Genomic DNA, 23,801 nt, shown 5'->3' on the forward strand with positions numbered 1-23,801 from the left:
GAGGAGGGAAGAATAATGCCATTCATGATAGAAAAGGAAGGAAAATATCCAACTAATAGTGAGAGAATACCAGGTGTTCCTGTTCTTAAAGTGGTGGGGGTAGGTGGAGCAGGTTGCAATGCAATAAACAGAATGGCTGAGATTGGATTGCGTGGAGTTACATTAATCGCTGTAAATACGGATGCGCAGGTTTTAGAAGTTAGCAAAGCTGATGTCGTTGTTCAGATAGGTGAAAAACTCACCAAAGGTTTAGGTGCTGGAGGAAATCCAAAGGTAGGAGAAGAAGCTGCATTAGAAGATAGGAAAAAGCTCGAAGAAATATTGCATGGTACCGATATGCTTTTCATAACTGCCGGCTTTGGTGGTGGAACTGGTACAGGTGCTGCACCTGTAATTGCTGAAATTGCAAAAACAATGGGAATATTAACCGTGGCAATTGTAACTTTACCATTCTTTTTTGAAGGCACTCCAAGATGGAATGCTGCGCTTGAAGGAATCAAAAAAATAACTGGAAAAGTTGACACACTTATTAAAATAAGCAATAACAAATTACTTGAACAACTGTCACCCTCAACAACCATTGTAGATGCGTTTGCGACAGCTGACGAGATACTTAATCAAGGTGTGCGCGGAATTTCTGATCTTATAATGAAGAGAGGGTACATTAATCTTGACTTTGCCGATGTTGATTCAGTTATGAGAAATGCTGGAAACGCAATGTTGGGAATCGGATTAGGTAAAGGTGAAAAACGCGTTTATGATGCTGCTCGAAAAGCTTTAGATAGTAAGTTCCTTGATTACCCAATTGAAAATGCGCGGTCCATAATCCTAAACATATCAGCACCTCGTAACGCAACTTTACAAGAGATGCAGGAAGCAGCTATGATCGTCAAACAAACTTGTAGTGAAGATGCAGATATGAAATTTGGTATGGTCATAGATGACGAACTTGCAGATGATGAAATGCGTGTAACAGTAATTGCTACACGCTTTGATGTCGAAGATAAGTTTACAAAATCTGAAGAAGATATACCCGCAATTTACAAATTTGGTCTTGAATATAAAGGAAAAACAAAGGAATAGAGGTGATAATTTTGGAAAAGGAAGTTAAACCAAAAAAACTTGGTGATGTTTTAATAGAAAAAGGTATTATAACCCCTTTTGAACTTGAAAGGGCCTTAGAAATGCAAAGTCAACTAAAAAAGCCACTTGGTGAAGTACTTGTACAGATGGGGTACTGTACATGGGATGATATAGTTAAAGTTTTAGCTGAGCAATACGGAATAGAAGCTTGCATTGGCGAAGTGAAAATCGACAATGAGTTTGTTAAAAAATTCCCGAAAGAGTTGATTCAAGAATTAAAAATAATTCCTATATCGGAGAAAGATAACAAATTATTTGTTGGCATATCAAATGTTTATGATATACCAAATGTAAAGCGAAGACTCAAATTTAGGATGAATAAAGACGTAGATTTTTGCTTATTTTCACCAAGTATTTTCGAATCCATGTACAACACGGTTATTCATGGCATGAGTTCAAGTGTTTTTGCTGAACAAATAGGTGACGCAATTGTTCAACAGCAGGAAGAAGAAGAAAAAACCGAAGAAACCGAGAAAATTTCAGAGGAGGACACACCTGCTGTTAAACTTGTTTCAAATATTGTTAATCATGCCATAGAACTTGATGCGAGTGATATACATATTGAACCGCAAAGGAAAAACGTGGTAGTAAGGTACAGAGTCGATGGAGTTTTAAGAAGGATCACAGAATATCCAAGAAACATGCATTCCGCAGTTGTTTCAAGAATTAAAATACTTTCCGGGTTGGATATTGTTGAACGAAGATTGCCACAAGATGGTAAGTTTTTTATAAAAAAAGACGAAGAACAATTTGACCTCCGTGTTTCTACAATGCCATCAGTCCATGGTGAAAAAGTTGTTATGAGAATACTCAAAGTTTCTTCATCTAAGAAAAAATTAGAAGATTTGGGCTATTCACCATATAACTATGAGAGAATTAAAAAACTCATTGAACATCCTTACGGAATAATATTAGTAACAGGTCCAACAGGTAGTGGTAAATCTACAACATTAGTCGCTGTTATAAACTCTCTTAATTCTGAAGATGTTAATATTGTAACTGCTGAAGATCCTGTTGAATATACAGTCGATGGTATTACACAGTGTCAAGTAAATGCAGAAATAGGATTAACATTCGCAAAATACCTTAGAGCTTTCCTAAGGCAAGACCCAGATATAATAATGGTAGGAGAAATAAGAGATAAGGAAACTGCCCAATTAGCTGTTGAAGCATCGTTGACAGGTCACCTCGTACTTTCAACATTGCATACAAACACTGCCGCAGGTGCGATTGATAGACTTGTAAATATGGGAATAGAACCTTCTCTTATCTCAGCATCATTGATAGGCGTCATGGGGCAAAGGCTCGTTAGAAAAGTCTGTCCTTATTGTAAAGTTGAAACTGAATTACCACCTGAATACGCTGAAAAAGCAAAAAAGATATTCCCAGATATGAAGCCAATACAATATGTAGGTCAAGGTTGTGATAAATGTAATAACACAGGCTATAAAGGTCGTACAGCGGTTGCTGAAGTTCTTATCGTTAACGATGAAATAAGAAGGTTAATACAAAAAGAAGCTTCAACATTTGAGTTGGACAAAGCTGCAAGAAAAAATGGAATGATTTCCATGTTCCAAGACGGACTCTACAAAGTACTTTCTGGTGAAACAACCATTGCAGAGATTCTGTCTGTTGTTGGTGAAGAGGAGGAGTGATTCTTGAACTTTGATCCAAAAAAATACCGCGAAGAGAAAGAAAAAGAGATAAAACAAACTTATGGAAGCTTGAGAAAAAGAAGCTTTAAGTTTCTTTTTTTAAATATAATGATTGTCATAGCAATCTTTGCATTTGTCTTTTTTGTGCAGAGAGTTTCACCTCAAACATATTCAAATATAGTTGAAAGTTTGCAGTTAACTGTTGAATTACCAAAAATTGAATATAAAGCTCCAGACAGAGTTAGCGCAAAGGTTTACATAACAAATACTAAGAGAACTGCGAAAGATTTCATTATAAGCGATTTTTATATAAAGCTATACTCTAATGAAAAAACATTGTATGAATTTTCTTATCCGTCCGCTGTACAAAGTAGTGTAGAAGGATTATCAAAAAAACTTGTATATGATTTGGAAAAAGAGATAGATATCAGCAATCTTTCCGCAGGTACTTATACTATCTATGTCCAATGTAAAATCAACGGAAGGCAAGCCGAGATATCAAGGAACTTTTCTTATATAGAAGAAACAGAGTACCAAATTTCGATAGAACCATTCTATCTTACCGGCGAAAAAATGAAACCATCATTGGTAATAATAAATAGAAAATCAAAACAAGAAAATTTGGAAATACAAAAAATTATTTGGAAATTCTCAGACTTTGAATATACTCAAACAGTCAATGAAAATATAAAAATATTTCCAGGCGAAGCTCATATAATTCAATCCAAATTCGAATTTAATATTGATAAAATAGGAAGTTTTTCTCAAAACATACTTAACACAAAAGTTTTCTTAGCAGACGGAAGCATAAAAGAAATAAGCATTTCTGTTCCCATAACAAAAGAAATTGAAATAAGCACAAAAAACATAGATTTCAGCTTAGAGTCTGAGGAAAGTGTTGTTGCTAGTAAAGCAGCTAAGATAAATATTTTCATGAGTAACAAACAAAACACAACAAGATATTTAAAGATGGACAAAATATCTTTCAGTATTCCAAAAATAGGTTATAACTTTGAAGTAGGGAACAGGCGATTTTTCTTCATGCCTTTTTCGAAGGTATTCGTAACAAAACTTGAAAGACTTGTATTTTCAGAACCAGGTGTTTACGAACTTATAATTACAACAAAATCAGGTGATTCAACATACCAGAAAAAACTTACAATAGCAGTCGGGAGATAACTTTATAAACTTATTAAATCTAGGAGGGCGAGTTATGAAAAATACAGGGCACCAAAAGATAGATTGGGTTTCAAAGCATATGAAATTACTAAATAAAATACAAAACACATCGGAGTACAATCTTAGTGGTTTAAAGATTGGCATGTCAATACATCTTGAAGCAAAAACAGCATATCTTGCCATTACTTTGAAAAAACTCGGTGCAGAAGTTGTTGTCACTGGTTGTAACCCGTTGTCAACTCAAGATGATGTGGCTGAAGCGCTTAAAGATTTTGGTGTTTATGTTCATGCAAAAAGGACAGAAAGCGAAAAAGAATACTTTTCATTCCTTCACATGGTTTTAGATTACAAGCCTGATCTTATATTAGACGACGGCGCTGATTTAACTGTACTTGCTCACACTGAGAGAAAAGAAGTTTTAGAAAATCTGAAAGGTGTATCGGAAGAAACAACGACTGGAGTTAGAAGATTGAGAAACCTCCAAAGTAATGGAATTCTTCAAGTTCCCGTGATTGCTGTCAACAACGCAAAAATGAAATTTATGTTTGACAATAGGTATGGAACTGGGCAATCAACATTAGATTCGATAATGAGAAACACAAATCTGTTGATAGCCGGTAAAAACGTACTCGTAGCTGGATATGGTTGGTGTGGTAGAGGCATCGCTATGCGCGCCCATGGATTAGGCGCAAAGGTAATGGTCAGTGAAGTAGACCCCATCAAAGCGGTTGAAGCTTTGATGGACGGTTTTGAAGTTGGAGAAATTGAGAAACTTGCACCAAAAGCTGATTTCATAATAACAGCTACAGGTGTTAAGGATGTTTTAAACAAAGAAATAATAAACAAATTGAAAGATGGTGTAATATTAGCAAACGCAGGACATTTCAACGTTGAGATACCTATGGAAGAGATTGAAAAAATGGCTTCCGAAAAATATGAAATAAGACAAAATGTTACATGCTATAGAATAAATAACAAAGATATATTTGTCATAGGTAAAGGCAGACTTGTAAATTTGGCAGCAGCTGATGGACACCCAGTTGAAATAATGGATATATCTTTTGCCTTACAAACACTTTCATTAATTTATCTCTCAAAGAATTATAATAAACTAGAAAGAAAGGTCTACGATTATCCTGAGGAATTAGATAAAGAAGTTGCGCAAATGAGACTTGAGACTATGGGAATTAATATTGATAAGTTGACTTCAGAACAAGAAAAATATTTGAGGGAGTTTTAAGTGGAATATGATTTTACTGCTAAAAAAAGACGGTGAAAATGAAAAAGCACAAGCAGCTTTAATTGAAAATGGAATACTTGCTGAAATATTCATTTCAGATGATGATGAAGAAAGTATTGCAGGAAATATCTACATTGGAAAGATCGAAAAATTTATCCCTGCATTAGAGGCGGCATTTGTAAAACTCCCAGATGATGAAAATGCTTTTTTGAGAATAAAGGATATTAAAAACGAATATCTAAATTTTTTTGGTATTTCAAAACTCCAAGAAGGTCAAAAAATACTAGTCCAAATAAAAAAAGAAGGCGGGAATACCAAAGGTCCACAAGTTACAACGAATATAGGAATCCCTGGGCGTTATATAGTTTACATGCCATTCTCTAAATCTATAGGAATATCTAGAAAGATTACAAACGAAAATGATAGAAAACATCTACGAGAAGTAGGCGAAAAGCTTAAAAGTAAATATAATTGTGGTTTTATACTTAGAACTTCTTGTGTTGAAAGCAAAGAAGAGTATATCGAAAAAGAAGCTGAAGAATTACATAAAAAATGGGAAGAAATAGTAAATACCTTCAAACGCTCAAGAAAAACAAAATTAATCCACAAAGAGTCAGATAGTGACGAATTTGTTGTAAGAGAATTTCTAAGAAAAGAAGTAGAGCAAGTAATTACAAATTCTCAAAAATTAAAGGTTATCTCTAAAGATTTCAAACAAAATATACCAGTTAAGCTTATAGAGAGTGATCCATTCGAAGAGTATAATGTGTACAAGCAAATCCAAAATTCCATGAAAAGAATTCACGAATTACCATCAGGAGGAGAAATCGTAATAGACAAAACAGAGGCTTTAACAATCATCGACGTAAACTCCGGACATTATACCAGTTCTGAAAGCCACGAAGAGCTTTCAAAAAAAATAAACATTGAAGCAGCAAAAGAAATTTGCAGATTAATAAGATTGAGGAACATAGGTGGTATAATAATAATTGATTTTATCGATATGAAAAACGAAGAAAACAGGTTAGAAATCTTAAACGCAATCAAGTCTGAGACACTTAAAGACAAAAATAAAATTGAAGTATACGGCTTTACACAACTCGGTTTACTTGAGATGGCTCGTAAAAGAACGAGTAAATCGCTTGATGAAAAAATGACAGCTCTATGTCCTGTATGTAATGGGACAGGACATGTTATGAGTCCAAAATTTGTTATAGAAAGATTATTAAAGGAAGTAAAAAATAAGCCAAAAAATGCAAAGGAAGTTATAATAAAATTTCACCCTTCTTTGAAAGAATTCATTAATAAAGATTTACTTCGTAAAACTTTTAAAGTTCCTATACATATACATTTCACGCATCTTGACCCAGAATCATATGAAATAACTTGGAAAATATAAAAAACGAAATTAAGAATTAGGGAGGAAGTAGAAATGGAAATGCTTAAAGTTTACGTTAATGGAAACGAATACGAGATACAGTATGGCTCAACGTTAGAGTCTATCGCAAAAGAATACGAGAAAAAATCAGGAAAAATAATTGTTGGCGCAAGGATGAACAATACAATAATAGAACTCTTCAGACCTATAACTAAATCCGGTGAGGTCACATTTATAACTTTGGATACACAAGATGGCATGAGAATTTATCAAAGAGGCTTATTTTTTATTTTACATGCGTCTGTAAGAAATATTTTTAAAGATTCCAAATTGAAAATTCTCCATACCATCGGTCATGGTGTTTACTGCGAAATTCGTGATAAAGACAATAAAGTCAGACAAATTAATGAAACAGACATCCAAAATTTAGAAGACCAAATGAAAAAATGGGTCGAAAGTGACTTCAAATTTAGGAAAAGCGAATTACAAAAGAGTTTAGCTATGGATTTGTTTGGTTCCGTTGGAATGGAAGATAAGGTAAAATTATTGAAATACAGAAAAAAGAAGACAGTAAAAGTTTACGAAGCAGATGGACACATAGATTATTTCTACGGTTATATGCCACCATCCACAGGTTATTTGAAGTGGTTTAAAATTGTTAAATACGATCAAGGTTTTGTAATTCTTCTTCCAAAAATTTTTGGGGAGACCGTTACGGTTCCAGACTTCAAACCATTCCCGAAATTATCCGCTGTTTTTCTTGAATATTCGAGATGGCTTGAAATCATGGAAATAGATAATGTAGGGGATTTAAACGAGATAATAGCTAAGGGCGAAAGAGCTGTTACCGACCTTATTATTCTTGCAGAAGCTTTACATGAAAAAAAGATAGCAATGATTTCAGAAGAGATAAAAAATAGAAAAAATGTCCGTTTAGTTTTAATTGCCGGTCCTTCATCAAGTGGGAAAACAACATTTTCGAAGCGACTCATGGTCCAATTAAAGGCAAGTGGTTTAAAACCAATCGCAATTTCTCTTGATGATTATTTTGTTGATCGTGAAAGAACACCCCGTGATGAAAATGGCAATTATGACTTTGAAGCATTAGAAGCCTTAGATGTAGAGCTTTTCAATAGAAATTTGCTCGATTTATTCGATGGAAAAGAAGTTGAAATTCCAAAGTTTAATTTTGTGCTTGGCAGGAGAGAAGCATCCGGAACAAAAATGAAAATTGATAAAGACCAAATTATAATTGTTGAAGGAATCCACGGTTTGAATCCGAAACTGACAGAACTTGTTCCAGAAGACCTCAAATTCAAGATATACGCAAGTGCACTTGCCCAATTGAACCTCGATAGCGTAAACAGGTTACACACAACGGATGTTAGACTCATAAGGCGAATGGTCAGGGATAGTAAATTTAGAGGACACGATGCACTTGCAACATTAAAAATGTGGGATAGTGTAAGGCGAGGAGAAGAAAAGAACATATTCCCATTCCAAGAAAATGCCGATGTAATGTTTAACAGCGCTCTTGTTTACGAAATCTCCGTACTCAAAATTTTTGCTGAACAGCTTCTAGCGGTGGTACCAGATAATGAACCTGAATCAACGGAAGCCAATAGACTACTTAAAATTTTAGACTACTTCCTTCCGATAACAAATATTGAAGATATACCAAGAACGTCTATTATAAGAGAATTTATTGGTAGAAGTGCGTTTCGTTATTAATGTTAAAATAAAACCCTTGGAGGGATTTCGATGGATAAAATAGGTTCAACGGAAAGAAAATATTTATTGGCAGTGTACTTGACACTTAATGAAATGGGATGGACAAGGTTGAAAAAAATATCCACTTTCCTAAATGTGAAAATGCCCTCAGCTAAACAATTTTTGGAAAAATTAACTGAGCAAGGATTAATATACTATGAACATCGAGGTGGAATATCACTTACACAGGAAGGTAAAAAGTTAGCAGTGTTAGAAAACGCAAGGTTTAATGCTGTTAAAATGTTCTTTTGTGAAATACTACAACTTAACGAAAAAGAATCAGATGAAGCTGCTTGGAATGTATATTTTAATTTGAGTGATAAAATAGTTAATAAGTTCTCAGATTTTGCAAGGTTCCTCGTTGAGGAAGAAGGAAAAGCAGTTGTGGAAAAGTTTAGAACATTCCTCTCTCAACCAAGAAAGAAAACAGCACCTTGCCCGATAAGTAGTACATACGAAATTCTTGAAAAAAGCGCAGAAAAGTCTGAAGCAGAAAAGTCTGAAAAGGAGGAATAAGTATAGTGAAAAAAATGGATGAAATAAATGATATTCTTGAATACGACATTTTAGTACGGATAAACAAAGAAGATGTACATATTTTAAACTATTTACTCGAAGCGGAAGACAACACAATGAACATAAGAAGTTTTGAAGGCGAGTTTTTAAAAGTTATAGCAACTAAAGATACTGTTATAGATGCTATAAAATTACTTGAAAGTGCTCGAGCCATTGTTAATCTTGAAATTGTAAAGTTAAATCCGAATAATGGAAGCGCAGATTAAAGTTCCAATTATAACTAACACCAATCTTACGCCCCAGCACAAAAAGTTGGGGTTTTTAAATATCTTTTATGGGGGAATTACATATGGTTTTAGAAAAGTTTGGAGAGTATTGCATTCGTACTGTTGATTCTTCTGATGTAGAAAAAGTTTACGAAATGAGGAAAAGGGTATGTACAGAAAGTGATACCGTTTTATCATCACCTGAAGAGATTACATTTGATAAAATGAAGTCATGGATTGAAAATTGGAAAGATAATCCTACAAAATTATTCGCAGTTGTTGAATATGAAGGAGAAATTGTTGGTCAGTTATGGTGTTGGTTTATTGATAACAAAATTAAACTATCACATATAGTTGAATTTGGCTTAGAAATAGTTAGTGAACATCAAAATAAAGGTTTGGGAACAAAGCTATGTGAAATTGCAGTCAAATGGGCTAAATCAAAAGGAGCTAAAAGACTTCAAGCTGAAACTTTAGAAAAAAATATCCCCATGAGAAAAATTTTAGAAAATTTTGAGTTCGAACTTGAGGGCAAAATGGTTGCTTATTTAAAAAACGGTGATAAATTCGAAGATGTTGTAATATACGGAAAAATCTTCTAAAAGTAAAAAAACAAATGAAATAAAATAAATTACGTCTATGTATGCGCTTTTCACAATTTGAAATCAAACCTGTGGTAAGATAAAATAGAATTGTTAATACCTATCCAAACATGAGGAGGAATATATATGTCTATAACAACAAAAACAGGTGACAACGGAGAAACAAGTCTTGCTAATGGAGAGCGTGTAAAAAAAGACCATATAAGAGTACAAACCTACGGGACTGTTGATGAGTTGAATTCATTCCTTGGACTCGCCAAACATTACTTACCAGATTATGAAAGAGAAGTTGTAGAATTAATTCAAAAAAATCTATTCAGACTTGCTGCAGAACTTGCAAAAGGTGAGCAATACGTAAAATTGATAAACGAGGAAGATATAGAAAAATTAACAAATTTAGTCTATGAATACGAGTCTAAAGTCGAACTGAATTCTTTCGTAATACCTGGGGAAACAATAGCAAGTGCTCATTTGGACGTATGTAGAACAATAGCAAGAAGAGCGGAAAGATTAGTCGTAACGTTATCAAGTCAAGAGGAAGTACGTGGTGAGGTGATAAGGTATTTAAATAGAATCTCCGACTTACTTTACATAATGGCAAGGTTCATTGAAGGTAACCATATAAGAAAAATAAGGGGTAGTGAGTTATGATAGTAATCGATGGTGAGCACTTAAGCTTAGAAGATGTACACAATGTAAGTAGAAAATACGAATTAGTCTCTATTTCAAATGAAGCATACAAAAAAATGCAAGAGAGTCGAAAAGCAATAGAAAAGGTTTTAGAAATTGGAAATCCTGTGTACGGTGTTAATACGGGATTTGGTGCTTTAGCTAATGTAAGAATTTCAAAAGATAAACTTAGAGATTTGCAAAGAAATATAGTTCTTTCTCATTCGGCTGGAATTGGAGAGTACTTACCAGAAGATATTGTCCGTGCAATGATTTTAATACGAGCAAACGCACTCGCAAAAGGTTACAGTGGAGTACGACCAGTGGTCGTAGAAAAACTTGTAGAACTCCTAAACAAAAAAATTACACCTTTGGTACCTGAAAAAGGTTCCGTTGGTGCAAGTGGTGACTTAGCTCCTCTTTCCCATATAGCAATGAGTATAATAGGAGAAGGAAAAGTCTTTTACAACGGAAAAATTGTTGATATAAATAAAACTGACTTTGTCCCTATAGAATTAGAAGAAAAAGAAGGGTTAAGTCTTATAAACGGTACACAATTCATGGCCGCACACTTAGCACTCATCGTGCGTGATTTAGAAAAGTTAATGAAATTAGCAACATTAGTAGCTGCTTTGTCTGTAGACGTACTCTTAGGTACTCCAACAGCGTTTGATGAAAGAATACAATTCGCAAGACCACACACTGGGCAAGTCAAAATTGCTCAATGGCTAAGGGAGTTCCTTGATGAAAGTGAAATCAGAGATAGCCATAAAAAATGTCCAAAAGTTCAGGATGCGTACACACTAAGGACTATCCCACAAGTTTACGGCGCAGTATATGATACTATCCAATGGGTCAAGGAAATTGTAACAAGGGAAATTAACTCAGCAACAGATAATCCGTTGATTTTCGGCGATGAGATATTAAGTGGTGGAAACTTCCATGGTGAGCCTCTCGCACTATGCGCAGATTACCTTGCAGTTGCACTTACTTCCATGGGGAACATGATTGAAAGGAGAATAGACAGGCTCGTTAATCCAAAAGTTAACGAAGGTTTACCACCATTCTTAGCAGGTGGTGAAGAAGGCTTAAATAGTGGTTACATGATATGGCAATATACCGCCGCAGCTTTATGTAATGAAAACAAAGTACTTTCTCATCCGGCAAGCGCCGACACAATACCAACCTCTGCTTATCAAGAAGATCATGTGAGTATGGGGGCAAACGCTGTAAGAAAATTGAGGAGAGTATACGAAAATTTAGTAAGCTTAATATCAATAGAAGCTATGCTTGGAAGCGTTGCATTATCTTACAGACGTCCTCTGAAAAGTTCTAAACAAATCGAAAAGTTTTGTGGTATAATTACTGTGAAACCTGGGCCTGACAGATTTTTTGGTGATGATTTTGAGCGTGTAAAAAATACAATAGTTAGGGAGGTGCTTTCATGAGTTTACGGACAAAGCTTATATTATCTTTGGTACTTGTAGGTATCTTATCATCTTTTGTAAGTGTGCTTGTTTCTGTTTTAGTCTCAACCTCTGTTGTTAGAGATGCAGCTGGACAAATTCAGTCTTTGGTTCTATCATCTGTGAAAAAAGATATAGAGTTACATTATTTAAACGATATAATCAAACCACTCGCAGATTACTCGTTTAGTGGTGCAATATCACCTTACATGACAAACGTGAGTGATGAACTTGGGCTCAGTCAACTTGGATGGGGGGTACGGAATGCTTACAGTGCACTAAACCAGAAAGGTTACCACGATGTCTTTGTAGTTCTTCCAGATATGAGAGTTGTATCAAAGGATGGTTTGGCAAATGTGAAACTACCATCGGAAATAATTGAAAAAGTATTATCAGGAAAGAAAAAGACAGAAATTTATATGCCATACGAGTACAATGGAAAAAATTATATTATGGTTGCTGCTGCTGTTTATGATTTCGGTGAAAATGTTATCGGGGCACTTGTTGGATTTTATCCAATTGACGAATTGCAAAAAATGGTAAGTAAAATAAAAATTGGTAAAACAGGATACGTTGCTCTTGTTTACGGTACTTTAACAGTGGCACACCCAAAAGCTGAATTTGTTGGAAAGCTCGATCTTTCAAAAGAAGAAGGTACAAAAGCATTAGCTCAAGAAATTGTATCTAAAACAAAAGGTACTGTTATTTATTCATTCAACGGAAAGAAATTTGCGGCATTTGAAAGAATTGGAAATTACAATTTAACCGCTATAGGTATAATTCCATTTTCGGAGATTACAGAAGCAGCTAATAAAATAATTATGTCTGGTGTTTTCGCTGGTATAATAATCGCACTTGGCGCAGCTTTAATTGCTATATTCCTTACAGACACAATAACTAAACGTATAAATCACGTCGTTGAAATCGCTCAAAAAGTTGCTGAAAATGACCTAACAGCAACAATTGACGAAACTAAGCTTGGTAAAGATGAAATCGCAAAATTAGGTCATGCGTTTAAATTACTTATAGAAAGTTTCAAACAAACAGTAGGCGAAGTTATAAAGTTAAGCGCACAAGTTTCTTCAGTATCATTTATGCTTGATGATTTGGCACAGAATTCCGCTCAAGCAGCACAAACATCTAAGGAAACAGTTCAAAAAACTACACTTGAAGTACAAGATATAGCAGCTGCGACAGAAGAAGCAAATAGCGGTATGGAAGAAATAGCAGCTGGTGCACAGAATATAGCAAGGTATTCTGAAAAACTCTCGCAAAGTGCAGAACTTATGCGCGAAAACGTGAGTTTAGTTTCCGAAAGAATGCAAGAAGTAGAAAATTCAGTTGGAGAGATTAGAACAGGAATGGGTGAATCACTGACAGCGATAGTAGAATTAACCAAATTCTCAAATCAAATAGGAGAGATAGTGGATACAATATCAAGTATCGCTGAACAGACAAACCTTCTAGCGTTGAATGCTGCAATAGAAGCTGCAAGAGCTGGTGAAGCAGGAAGAGGATTCGCAGTAGTGGCAGACGAAATAAGAAAACTTGCAGAAGAAAGTAGACAAGCAACAAAGAAGATAGCGGAAATATTAAGTAAAATTGGTGAACAAGCCAAGAAAGTCGAAAAAGTCACAACAGGAGTTAGCCAGAAAGTTGATGGATACGTTTCTACAGTGCGAGAAGCCGGTGAAAGTTTGAGCATGCTAATTACAAAAATAGAAGAAGTTTCAAAGATGACAACAGACTTAGCAGCAACGGCAGAAGAACAAAGCGGTGCAACAGAGGAAGTCAGTGCAGCTATGGATAGAGTGACAAAGAATGTCCAAGAAGTTGAGAGAGATATCGAAGAAATGGCCGCTCAGATAGCTTCTCAAGCTGATCAAATCAACGAAGTTAAGACCTATTCAGATGAACTATCAACAGCCGTTAGCGAATTAAACGATTATGTGAAAAGATTTAAATTATAATACATAATACTCAAAAAACCCATCCCCTTATATAAGGGGATGGGTTTTTTATTTTCATAAATCCAAAAATAACCGCTAAATGTTATTTAATACATAAGGATCCCCTTTTTACTGGGGATCCTTATATCATATATCACTTATTTACTTAGCAATCATTCTTCGTCCACTTCTTCTTCAATGTCATCTAATAGTTCTTCATAAGATGTCTTTAATTCCTCTTCTTCTTCAATACTTTCTATTGTTCTTTCCTGGATTTCTTCTTTTGCTTGACCAAGTGGATGCTGAGGATCAAGCTTTCCAGAAAAAATCTCCATTTTACTGCCATTCTCGTAAACGTATTCCTTAGCATTAACTGGGGTTCTGAGAGTTTTCAAAACTTCAACCATAACTTCTTCATCCAAATCTTCGTTGTCAGGAAATCTTATAGTTAGTATCCCTTTCGAATAAGATAAATTGCATCTTCTTGATTTTACAAATTCTACGAGTTCTGCATTTTTTAAAGCAAAATCTGCCCTTTGCTCGTTAACTTCAAGTTCCATTACATAGTAGAATGACATTAATTACACCCCTTGCTTTTCAGCACCCAAGTAAGCTTTTACCTTGGCTGCCAGTCTTGATTTCCTCCTACTAGCTTGATTTTTGTGAATTGCTCCATTTCTTGCAGCTTTATCAATTGCACTTTGAGCTTTCTTAAATAGCTCCATTATTTCTTCAGCGGATTTTTTCTGTGCTATAGCTGCGAGAACAGCTTTGATTTTGTTTTTCATACTTGTCTTGTAAGCTTTATTGAGCACTCTTCTTTTTTCAGAAACCCTTACCCTTTTTTCAGCAGACATTTTATTTGGCATACATTATTCCTCCCTATATTATGTTTCCTTAATTTATTAAAGGTTGAAAGCAGCCTTTAATTCTCTAACCATGTCTGTTCTTTCCCAAGTAAAGTCTGGATCGTTTCTTCCAAAATGCCCGTAAGCGGCTGTCTTTCTGTAAATTGGTCTGAGTAAATCAAGCTTTTTAATTATCGCACCTGGTCTGAAATCGAAAACCTCTTCGACCACTTTTCTCAATTTTTCCTCGTCTACTTTGGCTGTCCCAAAAGTGTTAATCATTATTGATACAGGTTTTGCAACACCAATTGCGTAAGCAACTTGTATCATAAATTTATCTGCGAGACCAGCCGCAACTACGTTCTTTGCAACGTACCTTGCAAAATAATGAGCTGATCTGTCAACTTTTGTCGGATCTTTTCCACTGAATGCTCCACCACCATGTGGTATAGCCCCACCATATGTATCAACGATTATCTTTCTTCCAGTTAATCCAGTATCAGCGGATGGTCCACCAAGAACAAATCTACCGGTTGGATTGACCAAGATTTTCATATTGTCATCTCTAAGATTCTCTGGAATAATTGGATTTATAACATACTTTACAAGCGCTTCTCTTATCTCAGGAATAGTTACATCTGGTTCGTGTTGAGTGGATATAAGTACTGTATCAACTCTTACTGGTTTTTCGTTTTCATCATATTCAATCGTGACTTGTGTTTTTCCATCTGGTCTTAAGAAAGGAACTGTTCCATTTTTTCTTACCTCTGCGAGCTTCATAGCAAGTTTATGAGCAAGCATAATTGGAAGAGGCATGAGCTCTTCTGTTTCGTTAGTAGCGTAACCAAACATCATTCCTTGATCACCAGCTCCAACTTTTTCAATCTCATCTTCTGCTTTCTCACCTTGCTTAAACTCTGCAGCTTCGTTAACACCAAGAGCTATGTCAGGTGACTGACTGTGGATGGATGAAAGAACTGCGCATGTTTCACCATCAAAACCGTACTTTGCTCTTGTATAACCGATGTCTAAAACAGTTTTTCTAACAATGTCTTGCACATCAACGTAAGCTTTTGTTGTAACTTCTCCCGCAACAATGGCAACACCTGTTGTAAGAAGTGTTTCAACAGCTACACGAGCTTTGGGATCTTGCTCAATAATCGCGTCTAAGATGGCATCACTAATTTGATCTGCCATCTTATCTGGGTGTCCTTCTGTGACACTTTCACTTGTAAAGAGTCTTCTCATCTCTCTGCCTCCCTTTCGTAGGTTTCTTTTGAGATAAACTTACCACCATCTATATCGATACTCACTGGTTTGTACGAACCAGTGAATTTTGCGTGTAACTCAATCTTATTAGGACATTTCGAGCCCACATAAACTTTTTCAATCATAAAAGGCGATGATCTATCATCGTAATCTATTATAAAATCGTATCCTATCCTTAGATGACTTCTAAAAACTTCTCCACATTTATTGCACTTAATATAAACAACAAGTGCGTTTTTGTCTTTGTAAAATGGATTCTTTTCAAGTTCTGCTTCAGTTTTTTCTCTTTTTTTGAAAAATAACATGGCAATCACCTTCAAAAATAAAAAAATTAGAGTTTTTTATCTTCTTTGAAGAGTAAATCTAAAAACTCCGTTATTTCCGAATTCATCAGTAATTTCAATCCTTACGTTGTACAAATTTCCAGTTTGACTTTCGATTTTATTTTCTTTAACAAATGAAACATTTTTATTATTGTAAAGTTTATAAAAACCACGGTAAATAAGTCCAGTCATGATTGTTCCTTCTTCATCGTAAACTTCGTAAGGCTTATTCCAATATTCTTCTGGAACCTCGTCAAGTATTATATGATACACCAAATTTTCTGAAAAGTACACTTTTATTTCTTTAACTCCAAGTAAATTTTTTGCTAATTCTGTGTACGCTTCAATGGAAATTTTTGGATATCGTTCACTAAAATAGTAAACTCCATTTTCTACGAATGGATACTCTTTACCTTCAATTCTTACACTCTTTAAGAGAATATTCATGCTTACTGGTCTCAAGAGGTTTTTATCGATAAATTTTAGAGGATCGTAAAAGAACTTCTCGTCGCTGCTTCTAACTTCAAAGTGTGCATGCGGTTTTGTTGCTTCTCCTGTACTACCAGAGTATCCTATCACTTCACCTCTTTGAAATTTATACTCATCAGAATAAATTTCTACAACAACCCTTTGATTTCCAAATTCTTCATTCATCATTGAAACCAATTTATCAAGCTTTTCAGAAAATTTTGAAAGGTGAGCATACAAAGTTCTGTAACCATCAGCGTGTTGGAGAACTAAAGTCTTTCCATAAATGCCCCCTTCATCTATCTCAAGACGTACTAAGTATCCATCTTCGACAGCTTTAACTGGTATACCTTCTTTCAAAAACGTACTAAAATCGATACCTGAATGGAAATGTGGAATATTACCAGTTGATCTAAATTCCATAAAAGTAGCAGTTATATAACTGTTATCAACAGGTACCGTATAAAGAGCAAACAAAAAAACAGAATAAATAAAAGAAAGAAAAATAGAAGTCAAAAAAGCATACTTTCTACTTAACACTGTATATTCACACTCCCTTAAAACATTTGTTTATCGTCTTTAAGTTGCTTTGAAATTTTTTCAACTATGTTTTCTGGTCCTTTTATATCCAATATATATCCATCGTTCAGATATTCAACTACATTCCACTCTATAAAATCAGCGTATTTGAGTATAACACTGAGTTGTTCAGCTTTTATATGAATCCTCTTTCTTATATCAAAAATATCAATATATTCTCTTATTTTTTTGTATAAAACTTCAAATCCCAACTTGGATTTAGCCGATATAAAGACAGAATTTGGATACTCATACCTTATCATATCTAAATAGTCCTCTGGTACAAGGTCTATCTTATTAAAAACAATGAAATAAGGTTTATCATTCGCTTTTATTTCCTCAAGCACACTAAAAGAAGCAGAGAGTTTCTTCTTATAATTGGTATCGCTAACATCTACAAGTATGATAATTACATCTGAGTAAAGAATTTCTTCTAAAGTTGAATGAAACGCCTCAACTAAGGTGTGAGGTAACTTCCTTATAAATCCAACCGTGTCACTTAACAAAACAAATCTACCGTCAGGTAATTTAATTCTTCTAACGGTAGGATTAAGCGTTGAAAACATTTTATCTGAAATAATTATATCTTCTTCTTTAGAAAGTGCACTTAATAAAGTGCTTTTACCAGCATTTGTATATCCAACGACAGAAAAAATATAATATCCGCTTTCCAGCCTTGATTTTCTTACTGTATGTCTGTTTTTTCTGATTTTTTCAAGTTCTTTTTTTAATTGACTTATTCTATCTTTAATCCTTCTTCTATCGAGTTCGAGGATTGTTTCTCCAGGTCCTCTTGTGCCTATACCTCCACCTGGATTTGAAAGTTCTAAGCCTTTACCCCTCAATCTTGGCAGATCGTAAATAAGTTTTGCCATTTCCACTTGAAGTTTTCCTTCGTGTGTTGAAGCGTGTTTAGAAAATATTTCGAGTATAATCTGTGTTCTATCCACAACCTTTAAACCTGTTATTTCTTCAATATTTCTCAATTGTATAGGCGTAATTTCATCATCGATTACAATCAAGTCTATACTATTAGCTAAACAATAATCTTTTATTTTATGTAATTTACCACTACCAACGTATGTAACGGAATCAGGCTTTACTCTTCTTTGAATAACTTTATCAACAACTTCTATTTCTAAAGTTTTACAAAGCGTCTCAAGTTCATCTAAAGAATCAAAAGAATCCTTATTGTATGTACTCTCAACACCTAATAATATTGCCTTTTTTCCGAATTTTTCCATCTCCTTCACTTAATCCATCAAAAACCAAAATTATTCTTGTTCAGCTTCTTGTTGTTCTTGTTGTTCTTCCTCCGTCTTCATAAGCATAATATACTCCGCAGGAAGGATAGTGCTTATAGCATGCTTGTAAATAAGCGTTTGCTGTTTACCACTCTCAATAAGAACTGTAAAATTATCAAACGACCTTACTATCCCCTTTGTTTGAAAACCATTGACAAGATAAACCTTTACTTCAATTTTTTTGGTCCTAAGAATATTCAAAAACCTATCTTGAAGGTTGAACTTCTCCTTTGCCATACAAATCCCCCCATGAAATTAAGATTTAAAGAGATTATAATTATTAATTGTTATAAGAATGAAATGCTACTAATCAAATATTTTTAGTTAATTGCTTTTAAATTATACCATATTTATAGAGATTTTCAAATACCAATTTTACTTTACCTCATGTTCTATGATATAAACAGCATATTTTTTGAAACACGGAAAGCATTTTTATATTTTTGTTTTATTTGACAAATTTTTTGGAATATGATACAATATTTTTGAAAAAGATGGGGGTGATAATATGCCAAAGATGTTACCACGCTGTCCAGTTTGCGGTAAGCCTATGAAAGTAACGCAGCTAAAATGTGAGGAAGATTCGATAACAGTGAGTGGATATTTTGAAGTACCAGAGTTTTGTTTTTTAGATGAAGAAGACACAAGATTTATAGTAATGTTTTTAAGAACGAAGGGAAATTTAAAAGAACTCGAACGACTTACGGGAATTGGATACTTTGCACTGAGAGGTAGATTAGACAAGGTACTTGAAAAAATGGGGTTAACTCCTATTGAAGAATTAACAGATGATGAGCAAGTTGACCAAGAAGAGGTGTTTAAACTGCTTAAAGAAAAGAAAATAACGGTTGAAGAAGCGATATCATTACTAAAGAAAAAGGGAGAAAAGTAAATCAATAAATGGAGGTAAATGGAGGTAATATTATGGGTGAACTCCCAAATGATGTTAGAGCTGTTCTCGAAGCACTTGCAAGAAAAGAGATATCAGTGGAAGATGCTGAAAAATTGATACTGACTTTGAAATCTTCTAAGAATACGGAAAAAAGTAAAAAAAAGAAAAGTATTATAGGTCGTGAATTTGTTTTGAGTGAAGGAGATGAGTTTAGCGGAGATATTGAAATTGTTAATGGAAAAGCCATTATTTCTGGAAAAATTAATGGAGATTTAGAAATAGTCTTTGGTGAACTTGTATTTTCTGGAGAAGTAAATGGTAACGTTGAAATTGTTGGAAGTTCAATAACTTGGCACGGTGGAAAGATAAATGGAAACCTCCAATTAGTAGGTTGTAATTACAAAGGAGAGAAACCAAAAGTTGTTGGAAATGTTAGTGAAATTAGCAATTTCTTTATAAATGGAATACTCAATACTGTAAAATACCTCGTTGTAAAACCATTCATGGCTGGAATAAAAATCGAGGAATGAATGTTTTATAAATGGCAAAAGGTGGTGAGATAAAATGGAACTGAGAAAAATACTGATGGCTGTTGAAAACGGTGAAATTATGCCAGAAGATGCTGAAAAATTAATAGATGTTATCTTCGAAAGTAATGAAAATGCAACTACAAGTGTTGTAAGTGAAGAATATATAGTTGATAAGAATTCTGTACTTAAGAATGATATATCAGCCACAAACGCAAATGTTAAGATTTATGGTGAAGTCTATGGTAATGTCTCGGTTGTTAACAGTACAGTTGAAATTTCTGGTATAGTCCATGGTAACATTAACGCTGTACGTTCGAAAATCGTATGGAATGGTGGAAGAGTTGATGGAAATGTAAATCTGGTACTCACAAAGGAAGAAGGGATTGCTAACATCGGTGGTAAAAAAAATATTGTTGACTTTAATATCCCGTTTTTAGACAAAATAGTAAAAGATAAAATTTCTGTTAATGGATTTGGAATGGATGTACTTATTATATCTGGAAAAAGAAAAGAAGAGTATTTAAAAAATGAAAAAATAGTAATCGATGGAGAAGCCCAAGTTGGTATTATTGATTGTGAAGAACTTATAGTAAATGGAGAGCTCATTTCCGAGAAAATAAATTGTGAGAATATGATTATCTCAGAAAAAGCTAAAGTAAAATCTAAAAAAATATACACTGAATCCTTGGAAAATAACGGAGATGTAATTTCAAATAAAATTCAGGTTGAATTAGCAAAAAACAATGGGACAATAAACGTAAAAAAGATATCTTCGGAAAGCTTCATTAACAAAGGCAATGTAAAATGTGAAGTATTTGACTGCGAGGTTTTAACAAATCATGGATTAATCGAAGTTGAAGAACTTTCCAATGAAAGTGTAAATAACAATGGTAAAATAATTGCTGAAGAAATTGATTGCGAAACAATTTCTAACAATGGTGAAATATATGCTACGATTTTCGAATGTGAAAATCTTATTGGAAATACTATAATAAAACGCGATAAAATATAATCAAGGAGGTGCTTGAAATGTTTTGGGGTATCATATTGTTGTCTGCTGGTATATTTATTTTATTAAGTATTGTCCTTTCTGTTACATCACCTGTTTGGCTTGTACTTGGAAGTGTAGCTTTCGTTGGAGGAGTAATAAGCATGATAAAGAGCTTTCCAAATGGGTTGGGTTTATCTATCTTAGGTGGTTTAATCGTTGTTCAAGCGTTAGGATATATAAAAATGGGATTTTGGGAATTTGTAATTGCAATAATAGCTGCCGGGCTTATCGAAATTGGATTGAAATTGATAGTTTCATCCAACAAAAATAGGTGGAGTTAACAAAAAATCAGCGGTTTGAAAACCGCTGATTTTTTCGATGAATTTTGAGAAATTACTAATTATTGATTACCTGACCAATAGTTTGGTGGTTCTTTGGTTATTATAATATCATGGGGGTGACTTTCTTTTACCGAAGCATTAGTTATCTTAATAAATTTAGCTTTCTTTTGCAATTCATCTATATTTTTTGCTCCAACATATCCCATTCCTGATCTCAATCCTCCGATAAGTTGATAAACAACATCTTTAACCGCTCCTTTGTAAGGAACCATCCCCTCAACACCTTCTGGAACGAATTTTTGGTTATCAGATTGGAAATACCTATCCGCACTTCCAGATTTCATAGCTCCTATTGAGCCCATACCTCTGTAAACTTTATATTTTCTACCCTGATAAAGTATAGTTTCGCCTGGTGACTCCTCTGTACCAGCAAATATGCTACCAAGCATAACGGTCTCTGCTCCTGCTGCAAGAGCTTTAACGATATCTCCAGAGTATCTTATTCCACCATCCGCAATAATTGGAATATCGTATTTCTTAGCTACATAAGCGCATTGTAATATCGCGCTTAATTGAGGAACACCGATTCCAGCAACAATCCTTGTTGTACATATTGAACCAGGTCCAATACCAACTTTGACAGCATCAGCACCAGCTTTAATAAGTTCTTCAACCGCTTCAGAGGTAGCAACATTTCCAGCGATTACTGGTAAATCTGGATACATTTTTTTTATCTTTTTCACCGTTTCAATAACCTTTTTTGAATGTCCATGAGCTGTGTCAACGACTATAACATCAACACCAGCTTTAACAAGTGCTTCAACTCTTTCGAACGTGTCTTTTGATGTTCCAACAGCAGCACCAACAATTAACCTTCCTTTCGAATCGCGAGCCGCATTTGGATGCTCTATAACACTTAAAACGTCTTTGATTGTTATAAGACCTATCAATTTGTTTTTGTCATCAACTATTGGTAGCTTCTCTATTCTGTGTTCGTGAAGTATTTGCTTAGCTTTTTCTAAAGATATACCAGGTAACGCTACAACAAGCTTTTCTCTAGGAGTCATAAGTTCTTTAACTTTTTTTGAAACATCACTTTCAAATCTAACATCTCTATTAGTTAACAAACCAACTAAATAACCTTCATCATCCACGACAGGAAAACCACCGATTTTGTATTCTGCCATTAGTTTAAGCGCATTAAATATAGTATCGTTTGGATGAATCACAACAGGATTTTCTATAACACCATTTTCGGTTCTTTTGACAATCTCGACCTGGTGAGCTTGTTCTTTGATAGAAAGGTTTTTATGAATTATGCCTATACCACCTTCACGGGCTAAAGCTTTTGCCAATTCACTTTCAGTAACCGTATCCATTGCAGCACTAACAAGAGGAATGTTCAATTTTATTTGGCGCGTCAGTCTTGTTGAGACATCGGTATCTGAAGGTAAGACTTCACTGTACTGAGGGACTAACAAAACATCATCAAATGTCAAAGCTTCATCAAACTGTTCAAACGTGGCTTTAACTTTTATACTGTTTTCTCTTTTCGCACTTTTTTTACCACTCTTACCATTTGGCATACTTTTTTACCTCCAATCTCCCCACGGCTTTTTTGTTTCTTCTGTTATCTTCTTTTTATATAATAAAATAGACCCTTTTGGGTCTATTCTTACATATTTTACCTACTCTTTCAGCCCACTTAAGTACGTATTAGTAGGTGTAGAAAAGTTAAGAAAATCTGGAGCGGGCGACGGGCTTCGAACCCGCGACCCTCAGCTTGGGAAGCTGATGCTCTACCAACTGAGCTACACCCGCTCACTAAAGGATTTTGTTAACCAAAGGTATTGATAAATTTCAAAAATCATATTATCTTCTTAAAGAGGGGACACCCCCCAATATACTCTCAATAAGGAGGTATCCCGATATGGCTAATGTCCAACTCAAATGCCCTCATTGTGGCTCTTCTAACTTCATCAAAAACGGTCATGATAAGTTCAAAAACCAAATCTTCTTTTGCAAAGACTGCAAGCGTTACTTTAAACTTTCTTTCACCAAAAAACACAAACTTTTCTCTTTCCCTTACCCTCGTTGTGTTCATTGTAACCATGTCATGGAAATTTACAAAATCCGCCGTTATTTCGTTCGTTTCAGATGCAGAAAGTGCAACTTCAAAACTTCTGTTCCACTTTCTCTTCCTCAGCCTGTGCCTTTCAACTTTCATCCTTTCAAATTCTTCCGTTTCCCTATCTATATCGTTCTCAAAGCTTTCATCTTGTACTTCAAATACAACCTTTCTCTTCGTGCTATTAAAGCTTGCTTGAATATCAATGTCTCTCATGTCGCTATTTACAAATGGATTATCAAGTTATCTTCTGTTATTTCGCTTTTTGAGTTTGAGAATGTATTTAAAGTTCATG

Annotated in this window: 25 protein-coding genes and 1 tRNA gene; 16 read left to right on the forward strand and 10 right to left on the reverse strand. The window is 34.5% G+C overall.

All coding sequences use genetic code 11. The features are described from left to right. The first annotated feature begins 15 nt into the window (after positions 1-15). The 12 genes from ftsZ (at position 16) to AS161_RS07430 (ending at position 13,854) form a co-directional block, all read left to right on the forward strand. Entirely contained in the window at positions 16-1,083 is a 1,068-nt protein-coding gene (gene ftsZ, locus AS161_RS07375; protein ID WP_164542322.1) for a cell division protein FtsZ, read from the forward strand. A 2-nt stretch (positions 1,084-1,085) separates the two neighbouring features. Then, the gene (locus tag AS161_RS07380; RefSeq protein WP_206518797.1) at positions 1,086-2,798 is read left to right on the forward strand and encodes a GspE/PulE family protein; all 1,713 of its coding nucleotides are present in this window, start codon (positions 1,086-1,088) and stop codon (positions 2,796-2,798) included. 3 nt (positions 2,799-2,801) lie between these two features. After that, a complete protein-coding gene (locus AS161_RS07385; RefSeq protein WP_164542323.1) occupies positions 2,802-3,977 on the forward strand; it encodes a hypothetical protein in 1,176 nt (391 codons plus the stop codon). Between the two features lie 34 nt (positions 3,978-4,011). Further along, positions 4,012-5,217: an adenosylhomocysteinase gene (locus AS161_RS07390; protein ID WP_011993326.1), complete on the forward strand. Its 1,206-nt coding sequence runs from the start codon at positions 4,012-4,014 to the stop codon at positions 5,215-5,217. A 7-nt stretch (positions 5,218-5,224) separates the two neighbouring features. Further along, positions 5,225-6,616 carry an Rne/Rng family ribonuclease gene (locus AS161_RS07395; protein WP_164542324.1) on the forward strand — a complete coding sequence of 464 codons (1,392 nt, stop codon included), beginning with the start codon at positions 5,225-5,227 and terminating at the stop codon, positions 6,614-6,616. A gap of 33 nt (positions 6,617-6,649) precedes the next feature. Next, positions 6,650-8,326, forward strand: coding sequence for a nucleoside kinase (locus AS161_RS07400; RefSeq protein ID WP_011993324.1), 1,677 nt, complete (start codon positions 6,650-6,652; stop codon positions 8,324-8,326). A 30-nt stretch (positions 8,327-8,356) separates the two neighbouring features. After that, a complete protein-coding gene (locus AS161_RS07405) occupies positions 8,357-8,881 on the forward strand; it encodes a metal-dependent transcriptional regulator (RefSeq protein ID WP_011993323.1) in 525 nt (174 codons plus the stop codon). A 14-nt stretch (positions 8,882-8,895) separates the two neighbouring features. Beyond that, complete coding sequence (locus AS161_RS07410) at positions 8,896-9,147, forward strand: DUF4911 domain-containing protein (protein ID WP_041257019.1); 252 nt, start codon at positions 8,896-8,898, stop codon at positions 9,145-9,147. A gap of 83 nt (positions 9,148-9,230) precedes the next feature. After that, a complete protein-coding gene (locus AS161_RS07415; RefSeq protein WP_011993321.1) occupies positions 9,231-9,749 on the forward strand; it encodes a GNAT family N-acetyltransferase in 519 nt (172 codons plus the stop codon). 126 nt (positions 9,750-9,875) lie between these two features. Continuing rightward, positions 9,876-10,400, forward strand: coding sequence for a cob(I)yrinic acid a,c-diamide adenosyltransferase (locus AS161_RS07420; protein WP_164542325.1), 525 nt, complete (start codon positions 9,876-9,878; stop codon positions 10,398-10,400). After that, the gene (hutH, locus tag AS161_RS07425; protein ID WP_164542326.1) at positions 10,397-11,866 is read left to right on the forward strand and encodes a histidine ammonia-lyase; all 1,470 of its coding nucleotides are present in this window, start codon (positions 10,397-10,399) and stop codon (positions 11,864-11,866) included. The genes AS161_RS07420 and hutH overlap by 4 nt, the downstream gene beginning before the upstream one ends. Next, positions 11,863-13,854 carry a methyl-accepting chemotaxis protein gene (locus AS161_RS07430; protein ID WP_164542327.1) on the forward strand — a complete coding sequence of 664 codons (1,992 nt, stop codon included), beginning with the start codon at positions 11,863-11,865 and terminating at the stop codon, positions 13,852-13,854. Before hutH ends, AS161_RS07430 begins: the two co-directional genes overlap by 4 nt. Positions 13,855-14,006: 152 nt before the next feature. On the opposite strand, the gene AS161_RS07435 is transcribed toward AS161_RS07430, so the two are convergent. From AS161_RS07435 to hfq, 7 genes are read right to left on the reverse strand one after another with little or no spacing between them, the layout of a single operon-like run. Further along, the gene (locus AS161_RS07435; protein ID WP_164542328.1) at positions 14,007-14,411 is read right to left on the reverse strand and encodes a hypothetical protein; all 405 of its coding nucleotides are present in this window, start codon (positions 14,409-14,411) and stop codon (positions 14,007-14,009) included. A 3-nt stretch (positions 14,412-14,414) separates the two neighbouring features. After that, on the reverse strand, positions 14,415-14,702 hold the full coding sequence (gene rpsT / locus AS161_RS07440) for a 30S ribosomal protein S20 (protein ID WP_164542329.1): 288 nt from the start codon (positions 14,700-14,702) through the stop codon (positions 14,415-14,417). Positions 14,703-14,738: 36 nt separating this feature from the next. Then, the gene (gene metK, locus AS161_RS07445) at positions 14,739-15,929 is read right to left on the reverse strand and encodes a methionine adenosyltransferase (RefSeq protein ID WP_164542330.1); all 1,191 of its coding nucleotides are present in this window, start codon (positions 15,927-15,929) and stop codon (positions 14,739-14,741) included. After that, on the reverse strand, positions 15,926-16,255 hold the full coding sequence (locus AS161_RS07450; RefSeq protein ID WP_206518798.1) for a hypothetical protein: 330 nt from the start codon (positions 16,253-16,255) through the stop codon (positions 15,926-15,928). The genes metK and AS161_RS07450 overlap by 4 nt, the downstream gene beginning before the upstream one ends. Before the next feature lie 36 nt (positions 16,256-16,291). Further along, positions 16,292-17,281: a M23 family metallopeptidase gene (locus AS161_RS07455; protein WP_164542331.1), complete on the reverse strand. Its 990-nt coding sequence runs from the start codon at positions 17,279-17,281 to the stop codon at positions 16,292-16,294. Positions 17,282-17,298: 17 nt separating this feature from the next. Continuing rightward, positions 17,299-18,564: a GTPase HflX gene (hflX, locus tag AS161_RS07460; protein WP_011993312.1), complete on the reverse strand. Its 1,266-nt coding sequence runs from the start codon at positions 18,562-18,564 to the stop codon at positions 17,299-17,301. Between the two features lie 30 nt (positions 18,565-18,594). Beyond that, on the reverse strand, positions 18,595-18,861 hold the full coding sequence (hfq, locus tag AS161_RS07465; protein ID WP_011993311.1) for an RNA chaperone Hfq: 267 nt from the start codon (positions 18,859-18,861) through the stop codon (positions 18,595-18,597). Positions 18,862-19,132: 271 nt separating this feature from the next. Between hfq and AS161_RS07470 the strand changes: the two genes are divergently transcribed. The 4 genes from AS161_RS07470 to AS161_RS07485 are packed head-to-tail and all read left to right on the forward strand — an operon-like array spanning position 19,133 to position 21,378. Beyond that, positions 19,133-19,516, forward strand: a complete 384-nt coding sequence (locus AS161_RS07470) for a DUF2089 domain-containing protein (protein ID WP_011993310.1) — start codon at positions 19,133-19,135, stop codon at positions 19,514-19,516. A 32-nt stretch (positions 19,517-19,548) separates the two neighbouring features. After that, entirely contained in the window at positions 19,549-20,046 is a 498-nt protein-coding gene (locus tag AS161_RS07475; protein ID WP_011993309.1) for a hypothetical protein, read from the forward strand. Between the two features lie 34 nt (positions 20,047-20,080). Beyond that, positions 20,081-21,058: a hypothetical protein gene (locus AS161_RS07480; RefSeq protein ID WP_164542332.1), complete on the forward strand. Its 978-nt coding sequence runs from the start codon at positions 20,081-20,083 to the stop codon at positions 21,056-21,058. A gap of 17 nt (positions 21,059-21,075) precedes the next feature. Beyond that, on the forward strand, positions 21,076-21,378 hold the full coding sequence (locus tag AS161_RS07485) for a hypothetical protein (protein ID WP_011993307.1): 303 nt from the start codon (positions 21,076-21,078) through the stop codon (positions 21,376-21,378). Positions 21,379-21,437: 59 nt separating this feature from the next. Here AS161_RS07485 and guaB read toward each other — a convergent pair whose 3' ends face one another. The 3 genes from guaB to AS161_RS09265 all read right to left on the reverse strand — a co-directional run bounded on the left by guaB (position 21,438) and on the right by AS161_RS09265 (position 23,722). Then, a complete protein-coding gene (gene guaB / locus AS161_RS07490) occupies positions 21,438-22,964 on the reverse strand; it encodes an IMP dehydrogenase (RefSeq protein WP_011993306.1) in 1,527 nt (508 codons plus the stop codon). Between the two features lie 159 nt (positions 22,965-23,123). Further along, positions 23,124-23,199, reverse strand: a tRNA-Gly gene (locus AS161_RS07495). Between the two features lie 88 nt (positions 23,200-23,287). Then, positions 23,288-23,722, reverse strand: coding sequence for a hypothetical protein (locus tag AS161_RS09265; RefSeq protein ID WP_206518799.1), 435 nt, complete (start codon positions 23,720-23,722; stop codon positions 23,288-23,290). Positions 23,723-23,801: the final 79 nt, after the last annotated feature.

Source organism: Fervidobacterium sp. 2310opik-2 (assembly GCF_011057735.1).
Lineage (GTDB): Bacteria > Thermotogota > Thermotogae > Thermotogales > Fervidobacteriaceae > Fervidobacterium > Fervidobacterium nodosum.